This is a genomic window from Stutzerimonas chloritidismutans AW-1 (genome assembly GCF_000495915.1).
GTDB classification, from domain to species: domain Bacteria; phylum Pseudomonadota; class Gammaproteobacteria; order Pseudomonadales; family Pseudomonadaceae; genus Stutzerimonas; species Stutzerimonas chloritidismutans.
On record NZ_AOFQ01000005.1, the window covers coordinates 125173 to 142097 of the forward strand.

At 63.8% G+C, this 16925-nt stretch carries 15 protein-coding genes and 1 pseudogene; 4 read left to right on the top strand and 12 right to left on the bottom strand.

Translation table 11 applies throughout. The annotated features are described in order from the left end of the window. The 3 genes from hlyD to F753_RS27260 all read right to left on the bottom strand — a co-directional run bounded on the left by hlyD (position 1) and on the right by F753_RS27260 (position 2290). The gene (hlyD, locus tag F753_RS27250) at positions 1 to 1041 is read right to left on the bottom strand and encodes a secretion protein HlyD (RefSeq protein ID WP_010792193.1); all 1041 of its coding nucleotides are present in this window, start codon (positions 1039 to 1041) and stop codon (positions 1 to 3) included. A gap of 27 nt (positions 1042 to 1068) precedes the next feature. Then, entirely contained in the window at positions 1069 to 1494 is a 426-nt protein-coding gene (locus F753_RS27255; RefSeq protein WP_014819567.1) for a hypothetical protein, read from the bottom strand. 187 nt (positions 1495 to 1681) lie between these two features. Then, on the bottom strand, positions 1682 to 2290 hold the full coding sequence (locus tag F753_RS27260; RefSeq protein ID WP_023443938.1) for a TetR/AcrR family transcriptional regulator: 609 nt from the start codon (positions 2288 to 2290) through the stop codon (positions 1682 to 1684). A 283-nt stretch (positions 2291 to 2573) separates the two neighbouring features. On the opposite strand from F753_RS27260, the gene F753_RS27265 reads away from it, so the two are divergent. Beyond that, complete coding sequence (locus F753_RS27265) at positions 2574 to 3470, top strand: LysR family transcriptional regulator (RefSeq protein ID WP_010792197.1); 897 nt, start codon at positions 2574 to 2576, stop codon at positions 3468 to 3470. Between the two features lie 378 nt (positions 3471 to 3848). Here the strand turns inward: F753_RS27265 and pcaD are convergent, their stop codons facing one another. From pcaD to F753_RS27290, 5 genes are all read right to left on the bottom strand, one after another. Then, positions 3849 to 4637, bottom strand: coding sequence for a 3-oxoadipate enol-lactonase (gene pcaD, locus F753_RS27270; protein WP_023443939.1), 789 nt, complete (start codon positions 4635 to 4637; stop codon positions 3849 to 3851). A 235-nt stretch (positions 4638 to 4872) separates the two neighbouring features. Beyond that, entirely contained in the window at positions 4873 to 6078 is a 1206-nt protein-coding gene (gene pcaF, locus F753_RS27275; protein WP_023443940.1) for a 3-oxoadipyl-CoA thiolase, read from the bottom strand. Next, the gene (locus F753_RS27280; RefSeq protein ID WP_023443941.1) at positions 6075 to 6857 is read right to left on the bottom strand and encodes a CoA-transferase subunit beta; all 783 of its coding nucleotides are present in this window, start codon (positions 6855 to 6857) and stop codon (positions 6075 to 6077) included. Before F753_RS27280 ends, pcaF begins: the two co-directional genes overlap by 4 nt. Continuing rightward, positions 6854 to 7711 carry a CoA transferase subunit A gene (locus tag F753_RS27285; RefSeq protein WP_023443942.1) on the bottom strand — a complete coding sequence of 286 codons (858 nt, stop codon included), beginning with the start codon at positions 7709 to 7711 and terminating at the stop codon, positions 6854 to 6856. The genes F753_RS27280 and F753_RS27285 overlap by 4 nt, the downstream gene beginning before the upstream one ends. Before the next feature lie 202 nt (positions 7712 to 7913). Next, a complete protein-coding gene (locus tag F753_RS27290) occupies positions 7914 to 8756 on the bottom strand; it encodes an IclR family transcriptional regulator domain-containing protein (RefSeq protein WP_031297147.1) in 843 nt (280 codons plus the stop codon). A gap of 224 nt (positions 8757 to 8980) precedes the next feature. Between F753_RS27290 and F753_RS27295 the strand changes: the two genes are divergently transcribed. Then, the gene (locus F753_RS27295) at positions 8981 to 9424 is read left to right on the top strand and encodes a hypothetical protein (protein WP_023443944.1); all 444 of its coding nucleotides are present in this window, start codon (positions 8981 to 8983) and stop codon (positions 9422 to 9424) included. A gap of 150 nt (positions 9425 to 9574) precedes the next feature. Further along, positions 9575 to 9769 (top strand): annotated as a pseudogene (locus F753_RS27300) (DUF1206 domain-containing protein); the annotation flags it as partial. Positions 9770 to 9894: 125 nt separating this feature from the next. Here F753_RS27300 and putP (F753_RS27305) read toward each other — a convergent pair. The 3 genes from putP (F753_RS27305) to F753_RS27315 form a co-directional block, all read right to left on the bottom strand. Beyond that, positions 9895 to 11379, bottom strand: a complete 1485-nt coding sequence (gene putP / locus F753_RS27305) for a sodium/proline symporter PutP (protein ID WP_023443946.1) — start codon at positions 11377 to 11379, stop codon at positions 9895 to 9897. Positions 11380 to 11579: 200 nt separating this feature from the next. Then, positions 11580 to 12464, bottom strand: coding sequence for a sodium:solute symporter family transporter (locus F753_RS50275; protein ID WP_023443947.1), 885 nt, complete (start codon positions 12462 to 12464; stop codon positions 11580 to 11582). A 200-nt stretch (positions 12465 to 12664) separates the two neighbouring features. Beyond that, the gene (locus F753_RS27315; RefSeq protein WP_023443948.1) at positions 12665 to 14686 is read right to left on the bottom strand and encodes a TonB-dependent receptor; all 2022 of its coding nucleotides are present in this window, start codon (positions 14684 to 14686) and stop codon (positions 12665 to 12667) included. Between the two features lie 227 nt (positions 14687 to 14913). Between F753_RS27315 and F753_RS27320 the strand changes: the two genes are divergently transcribed. Next, the gene (locus tag F753_RS27320; protein WP_003302319.1) at positions 14914 to 15138 is read left to right on the top strand and encodes a DUF3203 family protein; all 225 of its coding nucleotides are present in this window, start codon (positions 14914 to 14916) and stop codon (positions 15136 to 15138) included. Between the two features lie 130 nt (positions 15139 to 15268). Here F753_RS27320 and putP (F753_RS27325) read toward each other — a convergent pair whose 3' ends face one another. Then, a complete protein-coding gene (gene putP, locus F753_RS27325) occupies positions 15269 to 16753 on the bottom strand; it encodes a sodium/proline symporter PutP (protein WP_023443949.1) in 1485 nt (494 codons plus the stop codon). Positions 16754 to 16925 lie beyond the last annotated feature (172 nt).

Below are 16925 nucleotides of genomic sequence, written 5' to 3' on the forward strand. Positions count from 1 at the left end.
TCAACGCTCCCCCGCCGGGATACGGGTGCCGGCTTTCGCATCGACCTCGATCGTCACCGGCATGCCCTGGCGCAAGGCACTATCGCTGTCGGCTTCGTCGATGACGATGCGCAGGCGGTAGACCAGATCCGTGCGCAAATCCGTCGTCTCCACCGTCTTGGGGGTGAACTCGGCGCGCGGCGAGATGAAGCCGATCTGGCCGCGATAGACCTTCTCTGATGAATCGCTTTTGACGCGCACCACAGTACCGGGCGCGATGCGCCCCAAGTCCGACTCGCCCACGTAGGCGCGCACGTAAACCGGCTTGTCCAGGCTCAGGCTGTAGACCGCGCTCTGGCTTGCGACCATGCTGCCGGGCTCCCGCACTCGTGCGATGACGGTGCCGCTACTGGGCGCCATCAACTCGGTGTCCGCCAAGGCTGTCGTGGCTTGCGCTGCGGCAGCCTGTGCGGCCGCAAGGCGAGCTTCTGCCGCGGCGATGTCTTCCTTGCGAAAACCTTCGGATGCTTGCGACAGGGCCGCCTTGGCCGCTTCGACGCCAGCGGCTGCCTGGTCGCGCGCCGTGCGGGCTGCATCGACCGTGCGCTGGCTGCTGGCGCCCGATGCCAGCAGGCCACTCTGGCGCTGGAAATTGCGCTCGGTCTCGGTGGCGAGCGCCTGGGCCTGCCTGAGGGCTTCGCGCGCCTGGGTGATTTCCTGCGGTCGCAGACCGCGGCGCAGCTTGGCCAGTTCCGCCTGCGCCACCTGCACCTGGGCCTGTGCTGCCGCAAGTGCTTCCCGATAGGGTTGCGCGTCAAGCGCCGCCAGGCGCGCGCCCGCGCTGACGGCATCGCCCTCATCGAAAGCCATTTGCATCACGCGCCCGGGCTGACGGAAGGCCAGTTGCACCTCGCGGATGTCGACGTTGCCGTAGAGGCGCAATGCATCTTGTTGTCCATGGTCGCGCGACAACCAGAACGCCAGTGCGCCGCCAAGAGCGAGCACGACGACGGCGATCACGACCCAACGGGTTTTCTTGAAGAGGAGGTTTGGAGTTTTCATCGATGGGTTTCCGCTGGATAAAGGTGCTCAGTGCTCGCGTGCGACCGGCGCATTCGCCGCTGACCGGCGCCAGGCGATGGCCGCTATGCCAGCCCACACCAACGTGCGCAGCGTCATGGCGACCACCGTGCGTCGCTCCCAGGCGCCACCCAGAGCCACATGCACTCCGAAAGCGAGGAACACGAGTGCGGTCGCCACCGTGATGACAATCGCTAACCACGCGGCCCAGCGCCGGCGCATCCACAAGCCGACGCCGGCGACGATGTAGGCGAACCCGGCCAGAAAATTGAACCAGAGCACGAAGGGCACATAGTGGCCGGCGGCTTGGCGCGCCGCGCCGTCGACAAACAGAACGGCGCCGCCCTCCCGAAGAGTGAGCAGACCGAAGCCGATCGCAAGCAGGGAGATCAGCCAGTGCCAGATGCTGCGTTGTGGATGAGTGGTCATCTTCATGGCCTTTACTTGATCGGGGAAACTCCCAGGCCTTCGTCGTCGTCGCGGCGTGCGTGTGCATTCCGCCGGGCGGTCGGGCTGAGTGTTGAATGACGCGGATTCGCGCTGGAGGCGCAACGCGATCGCATGACCGTGGTGTGCCTCTCGGCTGACCGAGGAACTGCGTGGCGGCAGGATGGAAGGCGTTTCATCGGGTGTGCGTGATGCCACGGAGATAGATGGCAAACACGGCTGGCGCGTCGCGGCGGATGCGTGCTACATCGCCCGCCAGCAACGACTGCATCACCAGCCCTTGAATTGTGCCGATGAACAAGACGACGGCCGCGTCCACATCCAGTTCTGAATGCAGCTCGCTTCGCGCCTTACCGGCTTCGAGCAGTCGACGCAACCGCTCACCATATTGACGGGTCAAGGTCTGCACCATTTGCTTGGGCAGGGTCTCCCCCGGCCGCTGTAATTCGCCGAAGAGCATCCTCGGCACCCCCGGGTGCTCGGCCACGAAGTCGATGTGCGTCTTGAAGATCGCTTCAAGAGCTGCGAGGGGGGACGTAGCACCTTCTGCGGCCTTGTCTACTCGAGCGAGCAGGCGTTCCGTAACCCAGGACATCACCGCCTGCAGGATTGCGTCCTTAGTCGGGAAGTGACGGAACAGTGCTCCCTGGGTCAACCCCATGCGCTGCGCGATGGCCGTGGTCGTGATGTCGCTGGGGTTCTGTTCGGCAGCCAAGTCGACCACTGCCTCGACGGTGGCCGCGCGCCTCTCATCAGCCGGTAGATGCCTGGAGTGTCCGCTCATTGCTTGCATCCCAAAAAGTGAGTAATCTATTACTATCTTACCACTGTGCAGCCAGACCGCAAGAGGGGAAGCACGAAAAAGAGGTCTCGATGAACAGCAGAACTGCTATCTCAGACGGCTGCCAACGGTCGATTTCTGGCGGGCGCAAACGTCGCCCTCCGCACCTCATTGGCGGAAGGGCGCCGGCACATCGCAAGCCTGGCGGGGCGTAAGTGGGCGGGATGTGGATGGAGATGCTGGCGCCCGAGAGGCCGAACCAGAAGAAGACGAACAGGAGGTGGCCTTGGATTTCAGATTGCTGCGCTACTTCATCGCAGTCGCGGAAGAACTGCATCTGGCCCGGGCAGCCGAGCGTCTGGGCATCGAGCAATCGCCTGTGTCACGTGCGATGCGCGACCTAGAAAGCCAGCTTGGCGTGCAGTTGTTCGACCGCAGCACACGCCTGACGCGGCTGACCTGGGCCGGCCAGGTGTTCCTCGGCGAATGCCGGCGCGTGCAGGCCACCGTGGAGCAGGCAGTCAAGAGCGCCAAGGCGGCGGCACAGGGCTACCAGGGCCATCTGCGCATCGCGATCTGCGACGGCCTGGCGCAGCCCCGCATCGCCACCTTGCTGGCACGCAGCCGCGAGGAGGAGCCCGAGATGGAGATTCGCGTCTTCGAGCTGCCGTTCGCGCAGCAGCTCAAGACGCTGCACGACGATCTGCTGGACATCGGCTTTGCGTTGTCAAACGCGGTACATGATGGCCTCGTCGCCGAGCCGGTGTGGACCGATCCGCTGTCGGTGATCGTGCCCGCACGCCACCCCTTGCTGGCACACGTGCAGGTGCCGCTGGCCGAAGCCCTGAAGTTCCCGCTGGTTCTGTGCCATCCCGAATCGGGATCGGGCTGCCGCCATCAGATTCAAGCGCTGCTGCAGGACGCAGGCACGCCGCTCAAGCTGGTCGATGAAGTGACCAGCCTGGGCGTGATGCTGACCCTGGTCGGTGCCGGCTACGGCATCGGCTTCGCCATCGCCTCGCAGGTGCAGACGCTACAGCGCCCGGACATCTCCATTCGTCCCTTGGCCGGCAGCCCACCGGTGCTCTCTACCTACCTGCTGCGCCGCCGGGGCGAACCCTCGGAGCCCATGAAGCGGTTCATCGAGCGGGCGAAAGGCGGGCGGGACCGGGCCTGTCGATGATGAGTCAATCCTTTGAGGACGCAGCTCACCTGTCCGTAGCGGCCTGTGGCGTGATGTGCCAGTAGACAGATAGACTTCCGAATGAAATCCGATGCTCTGGCTGTTGATGGATGTGCTTGGCTCGCTTTGGATCACCCGCAACGGCCTGCGTTGACCAGGCCGAAGACTTGAGTCCACAATCGAGTCCATTCCGTGACGCTTGGATCGGAAAAAACGTTCGTAATAAACGAGTTAGCGACCGGGTGCTGTTCCCTTCGCCCGCTCCAGTCTTAAAGGCCCTGCTTACGCGGGGCCTTTTCATTTGCGGCTGAGCTACCTGCAGATGGTTCGCCTTCCGCCAGAGGTTTCATGCGTCGTCGGCCCAACCACTGACTGCTCTCAGCCACGCAGGAACGCCAGCACTCGCTGTGTGAACGCGTCGCCCGCTTCTACGTTCGATAGATGCGCAGCCTCGAATGCGACCAGTTCGGCGGCGGGGATATTGGACTGGATGAACTGGCCATGCTCGACGGTTGTCACCGGGTCCTTGGAGCCGCAAACGACCAGTGTCGGTGCCTTGATCGCGCCCAGCTGTGCGCGATAGTCGGCATCGCGCACAGCCGCGCAGTTGGCGGCGTAGCCGTCTGGTGAGGTGCTGGCGATCATCTCGGTGATGCGTGCCACAGCCGCTGAGTTCGCCTCGGCGAAGCCAGCTGTGAACCAGCGAGCAATGGATGCATCACGCATGTCGCGCATGGCTTGCTCGCGGCCGGCCAGGACGCTGTCGATGCGAGCGTTCCATATTTCGTCGGTGCCAATCTTTGCACCGGTATTGCACAGCACCAGCCCCTGCAGCCGGTCGCCGGCATTGATTCCGAGCCACTGTCCGATCAGCCCGCCCATGGAAAGGCCGCAGAAGGAAAAGCGTTCGATGTTCAGTTTGTCGAGCAGGGCCAGCACGTCCCTTCCCAGCTGCTCGATACTGTAGGGGCCAGTGGTGACGCTCGACTCGCCGTGGCCGCGCGTATCGTAGCGCAGCACTCGAAAATGCTTTGAAAACGCGGGAATCTGCTCGTCCCACATGCCCAGGCTGGTACCCAGAGAGTTAGAAAGCACCAGCACCGGCGCGTTATTCGCACCGTCGAATCGGTAGTTCAGGCTTGCATCAGCCAGTTTTACGCTCGGCATTGTTCTACTCATTATGTTCGGTCAGTGTGCTCGATCGAGCACAGCCTGATTCGGAGATTCAAGCGATCACGGGCGGCTTCGCCGATGCTCTGTGGGTGCCTCGGCAGCAGGCAGCCAGAGGTAGAGGTCTAGCCCAAATCGATACCCACGCAAGCGCTTTCAGCTGCATGAGCACGACGGAGCACGACGTGTCGCGGTCGAGATCGCGACCATGGCAGTCTGCGCAAAATCCAGGTCAGACCCGCTCCACTACCAGCGCCAGCCCCTGCCCTACGCCGACGCACATGGTCGCGAGACCGAGACGGCCACCAGTTTTCTCCAGCTGATGGACTGCAGTCAGCACCAGGCGAGCACCACTCATGCCAAGCGGATGGCCCAGGGCGATGGCGCCGCCGTTGGGGTTCACCTTCGGGCTGCCATCTGGCAGGCCGAGATCGCGAGTCACGGCCAGGCCCTGCGCGGCGAAGGCTTCGTTCAGCTCGACCACATCGAAGTCGCTTACCGTGATATTCAGGCGCTCACACAGCTTGCGCACTGCCGGCACCGGGCCATACCCCATGACCCGCGGGGCGACGCCGGCACTGGCCATGCCGAGCACCTTGGCGCGGGGTTTGAGGCCATACTTCTGCACCGCTTCGGCACTGGCGAGGATCATCGCTGCGGCACCATCGTTGACGCCCGAGGCGTTGCCGGCGGTGACGGTCTTGTCCGGGCCGTTGACCGGCTTGAGCTTGGCCAGCGCCTCGGCCGTTGTATCGGCGCGCGGGTGCTCGTCGGTATCGACTACCGTTTCGCCTTTCTTTCCCTTAATCACCACCGGAACGATTTCTTCGGCAAAGAACCCGCTCTGTTGAGCTACCGCCGCTCGCTGCTGGCTACGCAGCGCGAAAGCATCCTGATCGGAGCGGCTGATCTGCCACTCATCGGCGACGTTGTCGGCGGTCTGCGGCATGGCATCCACGCCATACATTTCCTTCATCTTCGGATTGATGAAGCGCCAGCCAATGGTGGTGTCCTCAATCTTCTGGGTGCGACCGAACGCCGTGTCGGCCTTGCCCATCACGTAGGGCGCGCGGGACATGGACTCGACGCCGCCGGCCATCGCCAGCTCCATTTCACCGCAGGCAATGGCACGAAACGCGGTGCCCACGGCATCCATGCCCGAGGCGCATAGACGGTTGAGGGTCACGCCCGGCACCGTATCCGGGAGGCCGGCGAGCAGCGCGGCCATGCGCGCCACGTTGCGATTGTCCTCCCCAGCCTGGTTGGCGCTGCCCATGAAGACTTCCTCGATCGCCGCAGGATCGAGCTGCGGGTTGCGTTCCAGCAGCGCCCGCAGCGGGATCGCAGCCAGGTCGTCAGCGCGTACGGCTGCCAGCGCACCGCCGAAGCGGCCAATCGGCGTGCGTACGGCATCACAGATGAATACCTCGCGGCTCATTCCTCACCTCCCAGCTGACCATGGGCGGCAGCCGTGCGCGCTTCCAGGGCGCGCAGCGCTTCCAGCTCCTCGGCACGCGGCGCCTCGGTGACGACCACGTTGTCGGCGAAGCGGATCTGCCAACCGGTATTCTCGATCACCTGCTCGCGGGCCACACCCGGATGCAGAGCGGTGACCACGAATTCGTTAGTACCCTCTTCCGGCTCCATGATGCACAGATCGGTGATGATCGCCACCGGACCGGCACCCGGCAGGCCCAACTGCTTGCGGTGATCGCCGCCCTCACCGAAGCCGACCGAGGTGATGAAAGCCAACTTGTCGACGAAGGTGCGATGCGACTGCTTGAGGATGATCAGCACTTGCTTGGCGCTGCCGGCGATCTCCGGCGCGCCGCCGGCACCTGGCAGGCGCACCTTGGGCTGGTGGTAGTCACCGATCACCGTGGTGTTGATGTTGCCGTACTTGTCCACCTGCGCGGCGCCGAGAAAGCCGACGTCGATGCGCCCGCCCTGCAGCCAGTAGCGGAAGATTTCGCCAGTTGGCACCACCGTGTCGGCAGTTTCGGCCAGCTCGCCGTCACCGATGGACAGCGGCAGCACCGAAGGCTTGGCGCCGATCGGGCCGGATTCGTAGATCAGCACCACTTCCGGGGCGTGGGTCAGGCGGGCCAGGTTGGCGGCCTTGGACGGCAGGCCGATGCCGACGAAGCAGACACTGCCATTGCCCAGCCGACGGGCCGCGGCGACGGTCATCATTTCGTTTGTGTTGTAAGCGCTCATGAGTTGGCCTCCTGCTGGGCGATCTTCGCGCGATAGGCGGCGAAGTCGGCGGTGCCGCGAATGTAGGTGTCGATCCAGGCGCTGAACGCCTCGCGGTCACGGGCGATCGGGTCCCAAGCCTGGTAGAAACGGTTGTCTCGCTCGTAGTAGCCATGCGCGTAGGACGGGTGCGCGCCACCCGGCACCAGGCACACCGCGCTCAGGGCCCAGGTCGGCAGCACGCAGGCGTTCATCGGCGCCTGGAGGTCATCGACGATCTCTTCGACGGTGACGATGCAGCGCTTGGCTGCCAGGGCGGCTTCCTTCTGCACACCAAGAATGCCCTGGATCAGCACGTTGCCTTTGCGATCGGCCTTCTGCGCGTGGATCACGGTGACGTCCGGGCGCACGCTGGGCACGGCCGCCAGCACTTCCCCGGTGAACGGGCAGGTGACCGACTTGATCAGCGGATTGACTTTGGGCAGGTCGGAGCCGGCATACGCGCGCAGCACCGCAAACGGCAGGCCGGAGGCACCGGCGACATAGGCATTGGCGAGGTCGGCGTGGCTGTGCTCCTCGATCTCCAGCGGCTGCGGCCAGCCCTTCTCCACCGCATCACGCAGACGATGCAGCGAGCCGACGCCGGGATTGCCGCCCCAGGAGAAGATCAGCTTCTTCGCGCAACCGGCACCGATCAGCAGGTCGTAGACCAGGTCCGGTGTCATGCGCACCAGGGTCAGGTCCTTGCGCCCCTGGCGCACGATTTCATGGGCGGCTGCGGTGGGAATCAGGTGGGTAAAGCCTTCCAGGGCGACGGTGTCGCCATCCTGGAGAAAGCGCTCGACCGCTTCGCGGAGCGAGAGGAGTTCAGCCATGAGTCGGATCTCGTGTTGTTTTCAGTACGCCAATTGCGTTGTGAAAACGTTAACGGTCCATCCCCAGCCAAACAATCCGATAATCGACATACCGTTCGATTATCGAACGCATTAGACACCGTATCTGCGTGATGAACGACGCCGACATCAGCGCGCTGAAGCTAGCCAGAGCACCGTAGTCGCGAATGCTGCGAGCATCCAATCAATGGAACAGCCGTGTGCTCAATTCACGGCTGGCTTCCAGCAGCACGGGCAGGAATCGGGTCTCCAGCTCCTGACGCGAGACGCGCCCGGCGTGGGTGCCGACGTTCAGCGCGGCCAGCACCTGGCCGGCGGAATCCTTGAGTGGAACGGCCAACGAACGCAGGCCCATTTCCAGTTCCTGATCGATGATGACCCAACCCTGCTGGCGAATCTCGGCGATGTTTTCGCGTAGCGCCTCGGGGCTGTGCAAGGTGCGACTGGTCTTTACCTGCAGGTCGGCTCGCCCCAGGTAGTCGTCGAGCGCCGCGTCGTCCAGCGCCGCCAGCAGGATGCGGCCCATCGACGTGCAATAGGCAGGCAGCCGACTGCCCACCGACAGATCCACCGAGATGAGCCGCTGAGGGGTGGCCGAGCGCGCCACATAGAGCACCTCATCACCCTCCAGCGTCGCCATCGAACAGGCCTCGTGAAGCTGCTCGCTGAGGCGGTCGAGAATCGGCTGCGCGGTAACTGCCAGCGGCGTGGACGACAGATAGGCGTGGCCGAGGGTCAGCACCTTGGGCAACAGCGAATAGGTGCGCCCGTCGGTGGTGACGTAGCCAAGTTTCATCAGGGTATGCAGGCAGCGGCGCACCGCGGCGCGGGGGATCTCTGTGCGGTGGCTGATCTGCGCGATGGTCAGGTGGCGCTTCCGCTCCTGGAACGCATGAATCACAGCCAACCCGCGCGCCAGCGAAGTCATGAAGTTAGGATCGCCGGTTAGCGCCTCGATGCGTTTGGCGGGGGACGCGACGATGGGCGGCGCCATCGGTGGCTGGAGAACTCGTGATTCATCGGTCATGCAGGACACCCCGGACGCTGACATCGGGGCGATTATCGGCTCATCGACCGATAATCGCCAGCGTCGCACCCAGAGCATCCGGCATGTCAGAAATACCACCCCGTAGCGCGCATCGACACCGCGGTCGAGAGCGCATTGACTCTAGCGTTGCGTAAGAAGATCGGTGGCGGGAAGCGACGGCGAAGATACCAACCCCACTGCAAGGGAATGCGGCGGGAGATTACGTGGCGGCATGCTACGGCGTAAGGAGGAAGTCAGAGCGAGTCAGGCCACGGCTCATCGTCGGCGGCAACGCCACGCCACTACCACTCGCGGCGACGATCGCGATGCTGCTGGGATCTAGCCGGCTGGTAGCTCCTTTGTTGAACAGGGTGGCGCACCGCGTTCTGCTTGTTATGACGGTCGCCGCCTTGGCTGTAGTGCCGGGAAGGATGGTCATTACGCTTGCCTCGATGCTGCTCGTAGCGTTCTTGTCGAACCACCACCGGTGGAGCATGGCGGGAATAACCGGAACGGTCGTACTGGTAATGGCGACTTGGATAGGCGTCGTACCGATACTCTCGATAATCACTGTGGTAATGAGACCGGTGATAACCGTGGCCGGTGTACTCATGCACGGTACAGCCGCTCAGCAGGAACACCCCGAGAAACAACACGAGAAGACGTGACATAGATGACTCCAGAGACAGGCAAGGCCTCATCGGCCTTGCCTGAGCGTGACCAGCCGGCGCCTGGCGCGTCAGCAGTTACCCTTCTTGGCCTGGCCTGGTGGACAGTGTGGAGGCCCGCCGCCGCCATCACCGATATCAATGCCGATGGTGCTGTTCATGGGCGGTAGCCGCTACGAGCCCACCGATCCACCGGGCCTCAAGGAAGCGCTCGAAGCGCTTCAGGGCATGCCTGCGGGTGGCGCGCTGCTGTTGGCAATCGGGGTCGGCCTGCTGGCCTTCGCTGTGTACAGCTTCGCCGAAGCACGCTGGCGGCGGATCGACTTGTCGGAAGTGACGAATTGAAGCCCGGACAGCCTCGACGGAGAGGCCGGGCAGTGGCAAATATCGATATGGGGCGGAACGGTTAGAACCGGGATACTGGATCCAACCGCAGGTCGAGCCGCCATGCTCGACCTGCGCTGTGCAGATCAGCCGGCGTGGTAGTCCGCGTCGGCTTCTTCGAAGCGCTTGACGATACTCGGGGCGGGTTCGGCGCCCATCTTGCTCACGACATAGATGGCGATGCTGGCGAGGATGAAACCGGGGATGATTTCGTACAGGCCCAGACCGATGAACTCCTTCCACACCACCACAGTGACCGCACCGACCAGCATGCCAACCAAGGCACCGTTACGGGTCATGCGCTTCCACAGCAGCGAGATCAGCACCACCGGCCCGAACGCCGCGCCGAAGCCCGCCCAGGCGTAGGACACCAGGCCCAGCACCTTGCTGTCGGGGTTGGAGGCGATGCCGATGGCGATCAGTGCGATCAACAGCACCATGCCGCGGCCGACCCAGACCAGTTCGGTCTGCGAGGCATTTTTGCGCAGCATCGCCTTGTAGAAGTCCTGGGTCAGCGCGCTGGAGCTGACCAGCAGCTGGGCACTGAGGGTGCTCATCACCGCCGCCAGCACGCCGGAGAGGATGATGCCCGCAACCCAGGGGTTGAACAGGATCTTCACCAGCTCCATGAATACCCGCTCGCCGTTCTGGCTGACCGCACCGGCCTGCTCCGGATGATCAGCGAAGTAGGCGATGCCGAGGAAGCCCACCGCGACCGCGCCGGCCAGGGTCAGGATCATCCAGGTCATGCCGATGCGGCGGGCGTTGGGGATGGTCTTGATCGAGTCGGCGGCCATAAAGCGCACCAGAATGTGTGGTTGGCCGAAATAGCCCAGGCCCCACGCCAGCAGCGAAATGACGGCGACGAAGGACAGCCCGCGGAACATGTCGAAGTTGGCCGGGTTCTGCGCTTCGATAGTGGCCATCGCGGTGCCCATGTCGCCGAGGGCGAGAATGACGAACACCGGGGTGATCAGCAGCGCGAAGATCATCAGCGTGGCCTGTACGGTGTCGGTCCAGCTCACCGCCAGGAAGCCGCCGATGAACACGTAGAGAATGGTCGCCGCTGCACCGACCCACAGCGCGTACTCGTAGGGCATGCCGAAGGTGGACTCGAACAGTCGCGCACCGGCCACCACGCCCGAGGCGCAGTAGATGGTGAAGAACACCAGAATCACCAGCGCGGAGAAGATCCGCAGCATGCGGCTCTCGTCTTCGAAGCGATGCGAGAAATAATCCGGCAAGGTCAGGGCGTTGTGGTTGTGCTCGGTGTGTACCCGCAGCCGGCCGGCGACGAACAGCCAGTTCAGCCAGGCGCCGACGATCAGGCCAATGGCGATCCAGCTTTCCGAGAGACCGGCGACGAAGATCGCACCGGGCAAGCCCATCAGCAGCCAGCCGCTCATGTCCGAGGCGCCGGCCGACAGCGCCGTGACGAAGCTGCCGAGGCTGCGACCGCCGAGGATGTAGTCGGAAAAGTTCTTGGTGGCGCGGTAGGCGATGAAACCGATCAGGATCATCGCCGCGATGTAGACCACGAAAGTGATCAGAGTGGGTGTGCTGACGTTCATGGGACTTGTTTTCCTTGTTGGTCCTGACGTTCCATCGCCAGCGCGGACAACGACCGCCACCCGCAACGGAACAATCGAGGGGCGCAAGGATAGCGCGTCATCCGCGTACTTGCGCGTGACCGCGAGGTTTTGCCTGCCGGAATGGACGGGGCCGGCAGTAGCTGCCAGCCCTCGTCAGTGTTGCAAGGCAACTGTCCGCCTCAGAACGCCAGGCGCACGCCTACCGTCAGATTGCGCCCAGGCAGCAGCACCTCATCCTTGATGAAGGAGGTGTGCTGACGGGCCTTTTCGTCCAGCAGGTTGTTGGCCTTGAGGTAGAGCAGGTAATCGGTCTGGTTCAGCGAGCCGCTATAACCGAGGCTGGCGCCCAGCATGTTGTAGCCATCGGTTTCACTTTCGTAGTCGGCCAGCTCGTCCTGGCGCTGCACGCGATAGAACTCCAGCTGGCCGTTGAGCGCCGGGGTGAAGCTCTGGTCCACCCGCACACCCAGGCGATCGGCGGGGGTAAGCGGCGCCTGCACGGTGTCGGTCCAACTGACGGCCAGGAAGCCACCGATAAACACATAGAGGATGGTCGCCGCGGCGCCGATCCACAGTGCGTATTCGTACGGAACGCCGAAGCTGCTCTCGAACAGCCGTGCGCCGGCGACCACGCCCGAGGCGCAGTAGATGGTGAAGAACACCAGGATCACCAGCGCGGAGAAGATCCGCAGCATGCGGCTCTCGTCCTCGAAGCGGTGCGAGAAGTAATCCGGCAACGTCAGCGCGTTGTGGTTGTGCTCGGTGTGCACGCGCAGGCGCCCGGCGACGAACAGCCAGTTCAGCCAGGCGCCGACGATCAGGCCAATGGCGATCCAGCTTTCCGAGAGACCGGCGACGAAGATCGCACCGGGCAAGCCCATCAGCAGCCAGCCGCTCATGTCCGAGGCGCCGGCCGACAGCGCCGTGACGAAGCTGCCGAGGCTGCGACCGCCGAGGATGTAGTCGGAAAAGTTCTTGGTGGCGCGGTAGGCGATGAAACCGATCAGGATCATCGCCGCGATGTAGACCACGAAAGTGATCAGAGTGGGTGTGCTGACGTTCATGGGACTTGTTTTCCTTGTTGGTCCTGACGTTCCATCGCCAGCGCGGACAACGACCGCCACCCGCAACGGAACAATCGAGGGGCGCAAGGATAGCGCGTCATCCGCGTACTTGCGCGTGACCGCGAGGTTTTGCCTGCCGGAATGGACGGGGCCGGCAGTAGCTGCCAGCCCTCGTCAGTGTTGCAAGGCAACTGTCCGCCTCAGAACGCCAGGCGCACGCCTACCGTCAGATTGCGCCCAGGCAGCAGCACCTCATCCTTGATGAAGGAGGTGTGCTGACGGGCCTTTTCGTCCAGCAGGTTGTTGGCCTTGAGGTAGAGCAGGTAATCGGTCTGGTTCAGCGAGCCGCTATAACCGAGGCTGGCGCCCAGCATGTTGTAGCCATCGGTTTCACTTTCGTAGTCGGCCAGCTCGTCCTGGCGCTGCACGCGATAGAACTCCAGCTGGCCGTTGAGCGCCGGGGTGAAGCTCTGGTCCACCCGCACACCCAGGCGATCGGCGGGGATACGCGGCAGGTCGCCGCCGCCGTCGCGCAGCTTGCCACGCACGTGGTCGCCGAAGAGGGTGAAGGCGGTGGCGTCGGTGACCTGGAAGCGCACCTCCCCTTCCGCCCCGGTGAGCACGGCGTCCTGCTGGCGGTATTCGATCTCGCGGTAGCCGCCACCGATGTCGTTGCCGGTGTCGGCGGCATAGATGAAGTCATCCACCTCGTTGCGGAAAACGCTGAGGCTGAAGGTCGTGCGGCCGGCGAACTTGCGCAGGGTGATTTCGGCGTTGTGCGAGGTTTCTTCTTCAAGATCGACATTGCCCAGCTCAACGGTGCGGGTCGCCGCATGTGGGCCGCTGGCGTAGAGCTCCTCAGCACTGGGCAGGCGCTGCGAGCGCGTCAGCGAGAAGCCCAGCGAGTACTGCGGCGCGAAGGTCCAGACCGCACCGGCGGACATCGAGGTGCCGCTGTGATCGGTATCCGGACGGCCATCGGCATCGATGTCCTGCCATTCGTGGCGAAGGCCGAGTTCGTAGCGCCAGGCGCCGGCGGTGTATTCCTCGAGCAGGAACAGGCCGTGGTTGCGGGTCAGCGTCTGCGGCACGTAGGCCTCTTCGCCGAGGGCTTCGAAGTCGCGACGCAGCGTCTGCGCGCCGACCACACCGCGCCAGCCGAACAGTGGCTGATGGGTCAGCTCCAGGCGTGCGTCGGTGGCATCGTTGTTGAAGCGGGTGCCCACTTCCCCGCCTTCGATTTCCTTGTGCTGATAGTCGCTGTGGCCGATGCGCAGCCGCGCAAGCTCGAATCCCTGCAGCGGATCGCTCAGCTCGCCACGCAGATCCCAGCGCTTCTGGCGCATGTCGACATAAGGTACGCTGCCATGTTCGTCATGATCATGGTCGTCGTCATCGTCGTGATCATCATGGCCGCCGCAATGCCAGTCGCTGCCGTGGGTGTGGCAATCGGCGTGCTCATGGGCCAGCAGCCCGTAGCGGTTGTTCTGCTCACCGTAGGCGGCGCCGATGTAACCGCGCTCGCCAATGAAGCTGGCGCCGAGATTGAAGCTGTCGGTGTCGTTGTAGGAACCTTCCTGCTTGTCCGGCGAACCGGGGATTTCATAAGGGTCGGCCTGGCGCTTAGTGCCTTCGGCGCGCACGGCGAAGTTGCCGCTGCCAGCGGTGATGCCGAACACCCCTGACCCTTCGTTGGCGACGCTGTTGGTGCGCAGCTCCAGCTCGCCTTCGTAGCCCTTCTCCGGCACGCGGGTGGGGATCTTCTTGTCGATCACGTTGACCACGCCGCCGATTGCGCCGCCGCCGTAGAGCAGGGTTGCCGGACCCTTGAGGACCTCGATGCGCTCGGCCAGTAGCGGCTCGCTGGTCACCGCGTGGTCGGGGCTGATGGTCGAGGCATCGAGCAGCTCCACTCCATCGCTCAGCACCTTGACCCGTGCGCCATCCAGCCCGCGAATCACCGGGCGCGCCGCACCGGCGCCAAAGCTGCTGGAGCGTACGCCAGGCAGGCTTTCCAGCGTTTCACCCAGCGTTGCCTCGCGACGCAGCACCAGTTCATCTCCCTCCATCACGGCAGCCGGCGTGGTCATCTCATGGCTCTGCTTGGCCAGGCCGCTGGCGCTGACCACGACGGATTGCAGTTCGACCGGCTCGGCGGCCCAGGCAGCCGGAACCAGGGCCAGGCTGATCGCCCAGGCCAGGGGATGACGCTTCAGTTTCATGTGACTCTCCAGACAGTGGCGGTTGCCTTCCGAGGCAACCGAAGACGGCTGTGCGCCGGCATCCGGTAGCGGAGCCAGCTTCGCGGGGCGAGAATATAACATGTTATATCGTAACATTTAACCCTGTTTTTCCAGTAACAGGTACAACGGATGCACCCTGTTCGTGGTCGACATGGAAACGCCGGGCGAACCGCGCGCGGCTTTTGCACCGCTTCGGGAGATAGATCATGACCGTAGACATCGACACCACCACCGGCACCTGCGCCGTGGTCATCAACGGCAACACGCACCGCAGCGCCCTGATGGACGTCCGCATCACCACCGATCCCCAGGCACGCATGTCGGTGATGAATATCGACGGCACCAGCATCCACGTGCCGGAAGACGAAGCCGAACACCTGATCGCCGCGGGTGCAGTGGACGACCGATCCAATCTGGTAGCGGACGAGTGAAACTGCCGCAGAAACGCAAAACCCCGGCTAGCCGGGGTTTTTTGTAGATGTTGGCAGCAAGAACCGCAGCAGCAACCAACTGTGGGAGCGCGCCCCCGCTTCGCGCCGCGGCGACACTCCGACAGTAGCCTTAGCCGGCGTGGTAATCCGCGTCAGCTTCCTCGAAGCGCTTGATGATGGTCGGGGCGGGTTCGGCGCCCATCTTGCTCACTACATAGATGGCGATGCTGGCGAGGATGAAGCCCGGGATGATTTCGTACAGGCCCAGACCGATGAATTCCTTCCACACCACCACGGTGACCGCACCGACCAGCATGCCGGCCAGCGCACCGTTGCGGGTCATGCGCTTCCACAGCAGCGAGATCAACACCACCGGACCGAATGCCGCGCCGAAACCGGCCCAAGCGTAGGACACCAGACCCAGTACCTTGCTGTCAGGGTTGGAGGCGATGCCGATGGCGATCAGCGCGATCAGCAGCACCATCGCCCGGCCGACCCAGACCAGCTCGGTCTGCGAGGCATTCTTGCGCAGCATGGCCTTGTAGAAGTCCTGGGTCAGGGCGCTGGAGCTGACCAGCAACTGCGCACTGAGGGTGCTCATCACCGCCGCCAGTACGCCGGAGAGAATGATGCCGGCGACCCACGGGTTGAACAGGATCTTCACCAGCTCGAGGAAAACACGCTCACCATTCTGGGTGACCGGCCCGGCCAGTTCGGGATGTCCGGCGAAGTAGGCGATACCGAAGAAGCCCACCGCCACGGCACCGGCCAGCGTCAGGATCATCCAGGCCATGCCGATGCGGCGGGCGTTGGGGATGGTCTTGATCGAGTCGGCCGCCATGAAGCGCACCAGGATATGCGGCTGGCCAAAGTAACCCAGGCCCCAGGCCAGCAACGAGATGATCGCGACAAAAGAGAGTCCGCTGAACATGTCGAAGGCGGCCGGGTTCTGGGTGGCGATGGTGTCCATCGCAGCGCCCATGTCGCCCAGGGCGAGGATGACGAACACCGGGGTGATCAGCAGCGCGAAGATCATCAGCGTCGCCTGCACGGTGTCGGTCCAACTGACGGCCAGGAAGCCACCGATAAACACATAGAGGATGGTCGCCGCGGCGCCGATCCACAGTGCGTATTCGTACGGAACGCCGAAGCTGCTCTCGAACAGCCGTGCGCCGGCGACCACGCCCGAGGCGCAGTAGATGGTGAAGAACACCAGGATCACCAGCGCGGAGAAGATCCGCAGCATGCGGCTCTCGTCCTCGAAGCGGTGCGAGAAGTAATCCGGCAACGTCAGCGCGTTGTGGTTGTGCTCGGTGTGCACGCGCAGGCGCCCGGCGACGAACAGCCAGTTCAGCCAGGCGCCGACGATCAGGCCAATGGCGATCCAGCTTTCCGACAGACCAGCGACGAAGATCGCACCGGGCAGGCCCATCAGCAGCCAGCCGCTCATGTCCGAGGCACCGGCCGACAGCGCCGTGACGAAGCTGCCGAGGCTGCGACCGCCGAGGATGTAGTCGTCGAAGTTCTTGGTGGCGCGGTAAGCGACGAAACCGATCAGGATCATCGCCGCGATGTAGATCAGAAAGGTGATCAGCGTGGGTGTACTGATGCTCATGTGTGTCCCTCGTTAGTTGTTGTTCGGCGCAACGCGAGCGGACCCACGCTGCACCTTGGCAGAGGGCGATAGCGAAAAGGCCATCACCTGTGACAGACCCAACCCGGGCCCGTCAGTGGCGGAAGAGCGTCCGCCAACTGTCCAATTGTTGTTGTGTTCCGGCCGCCTGAGC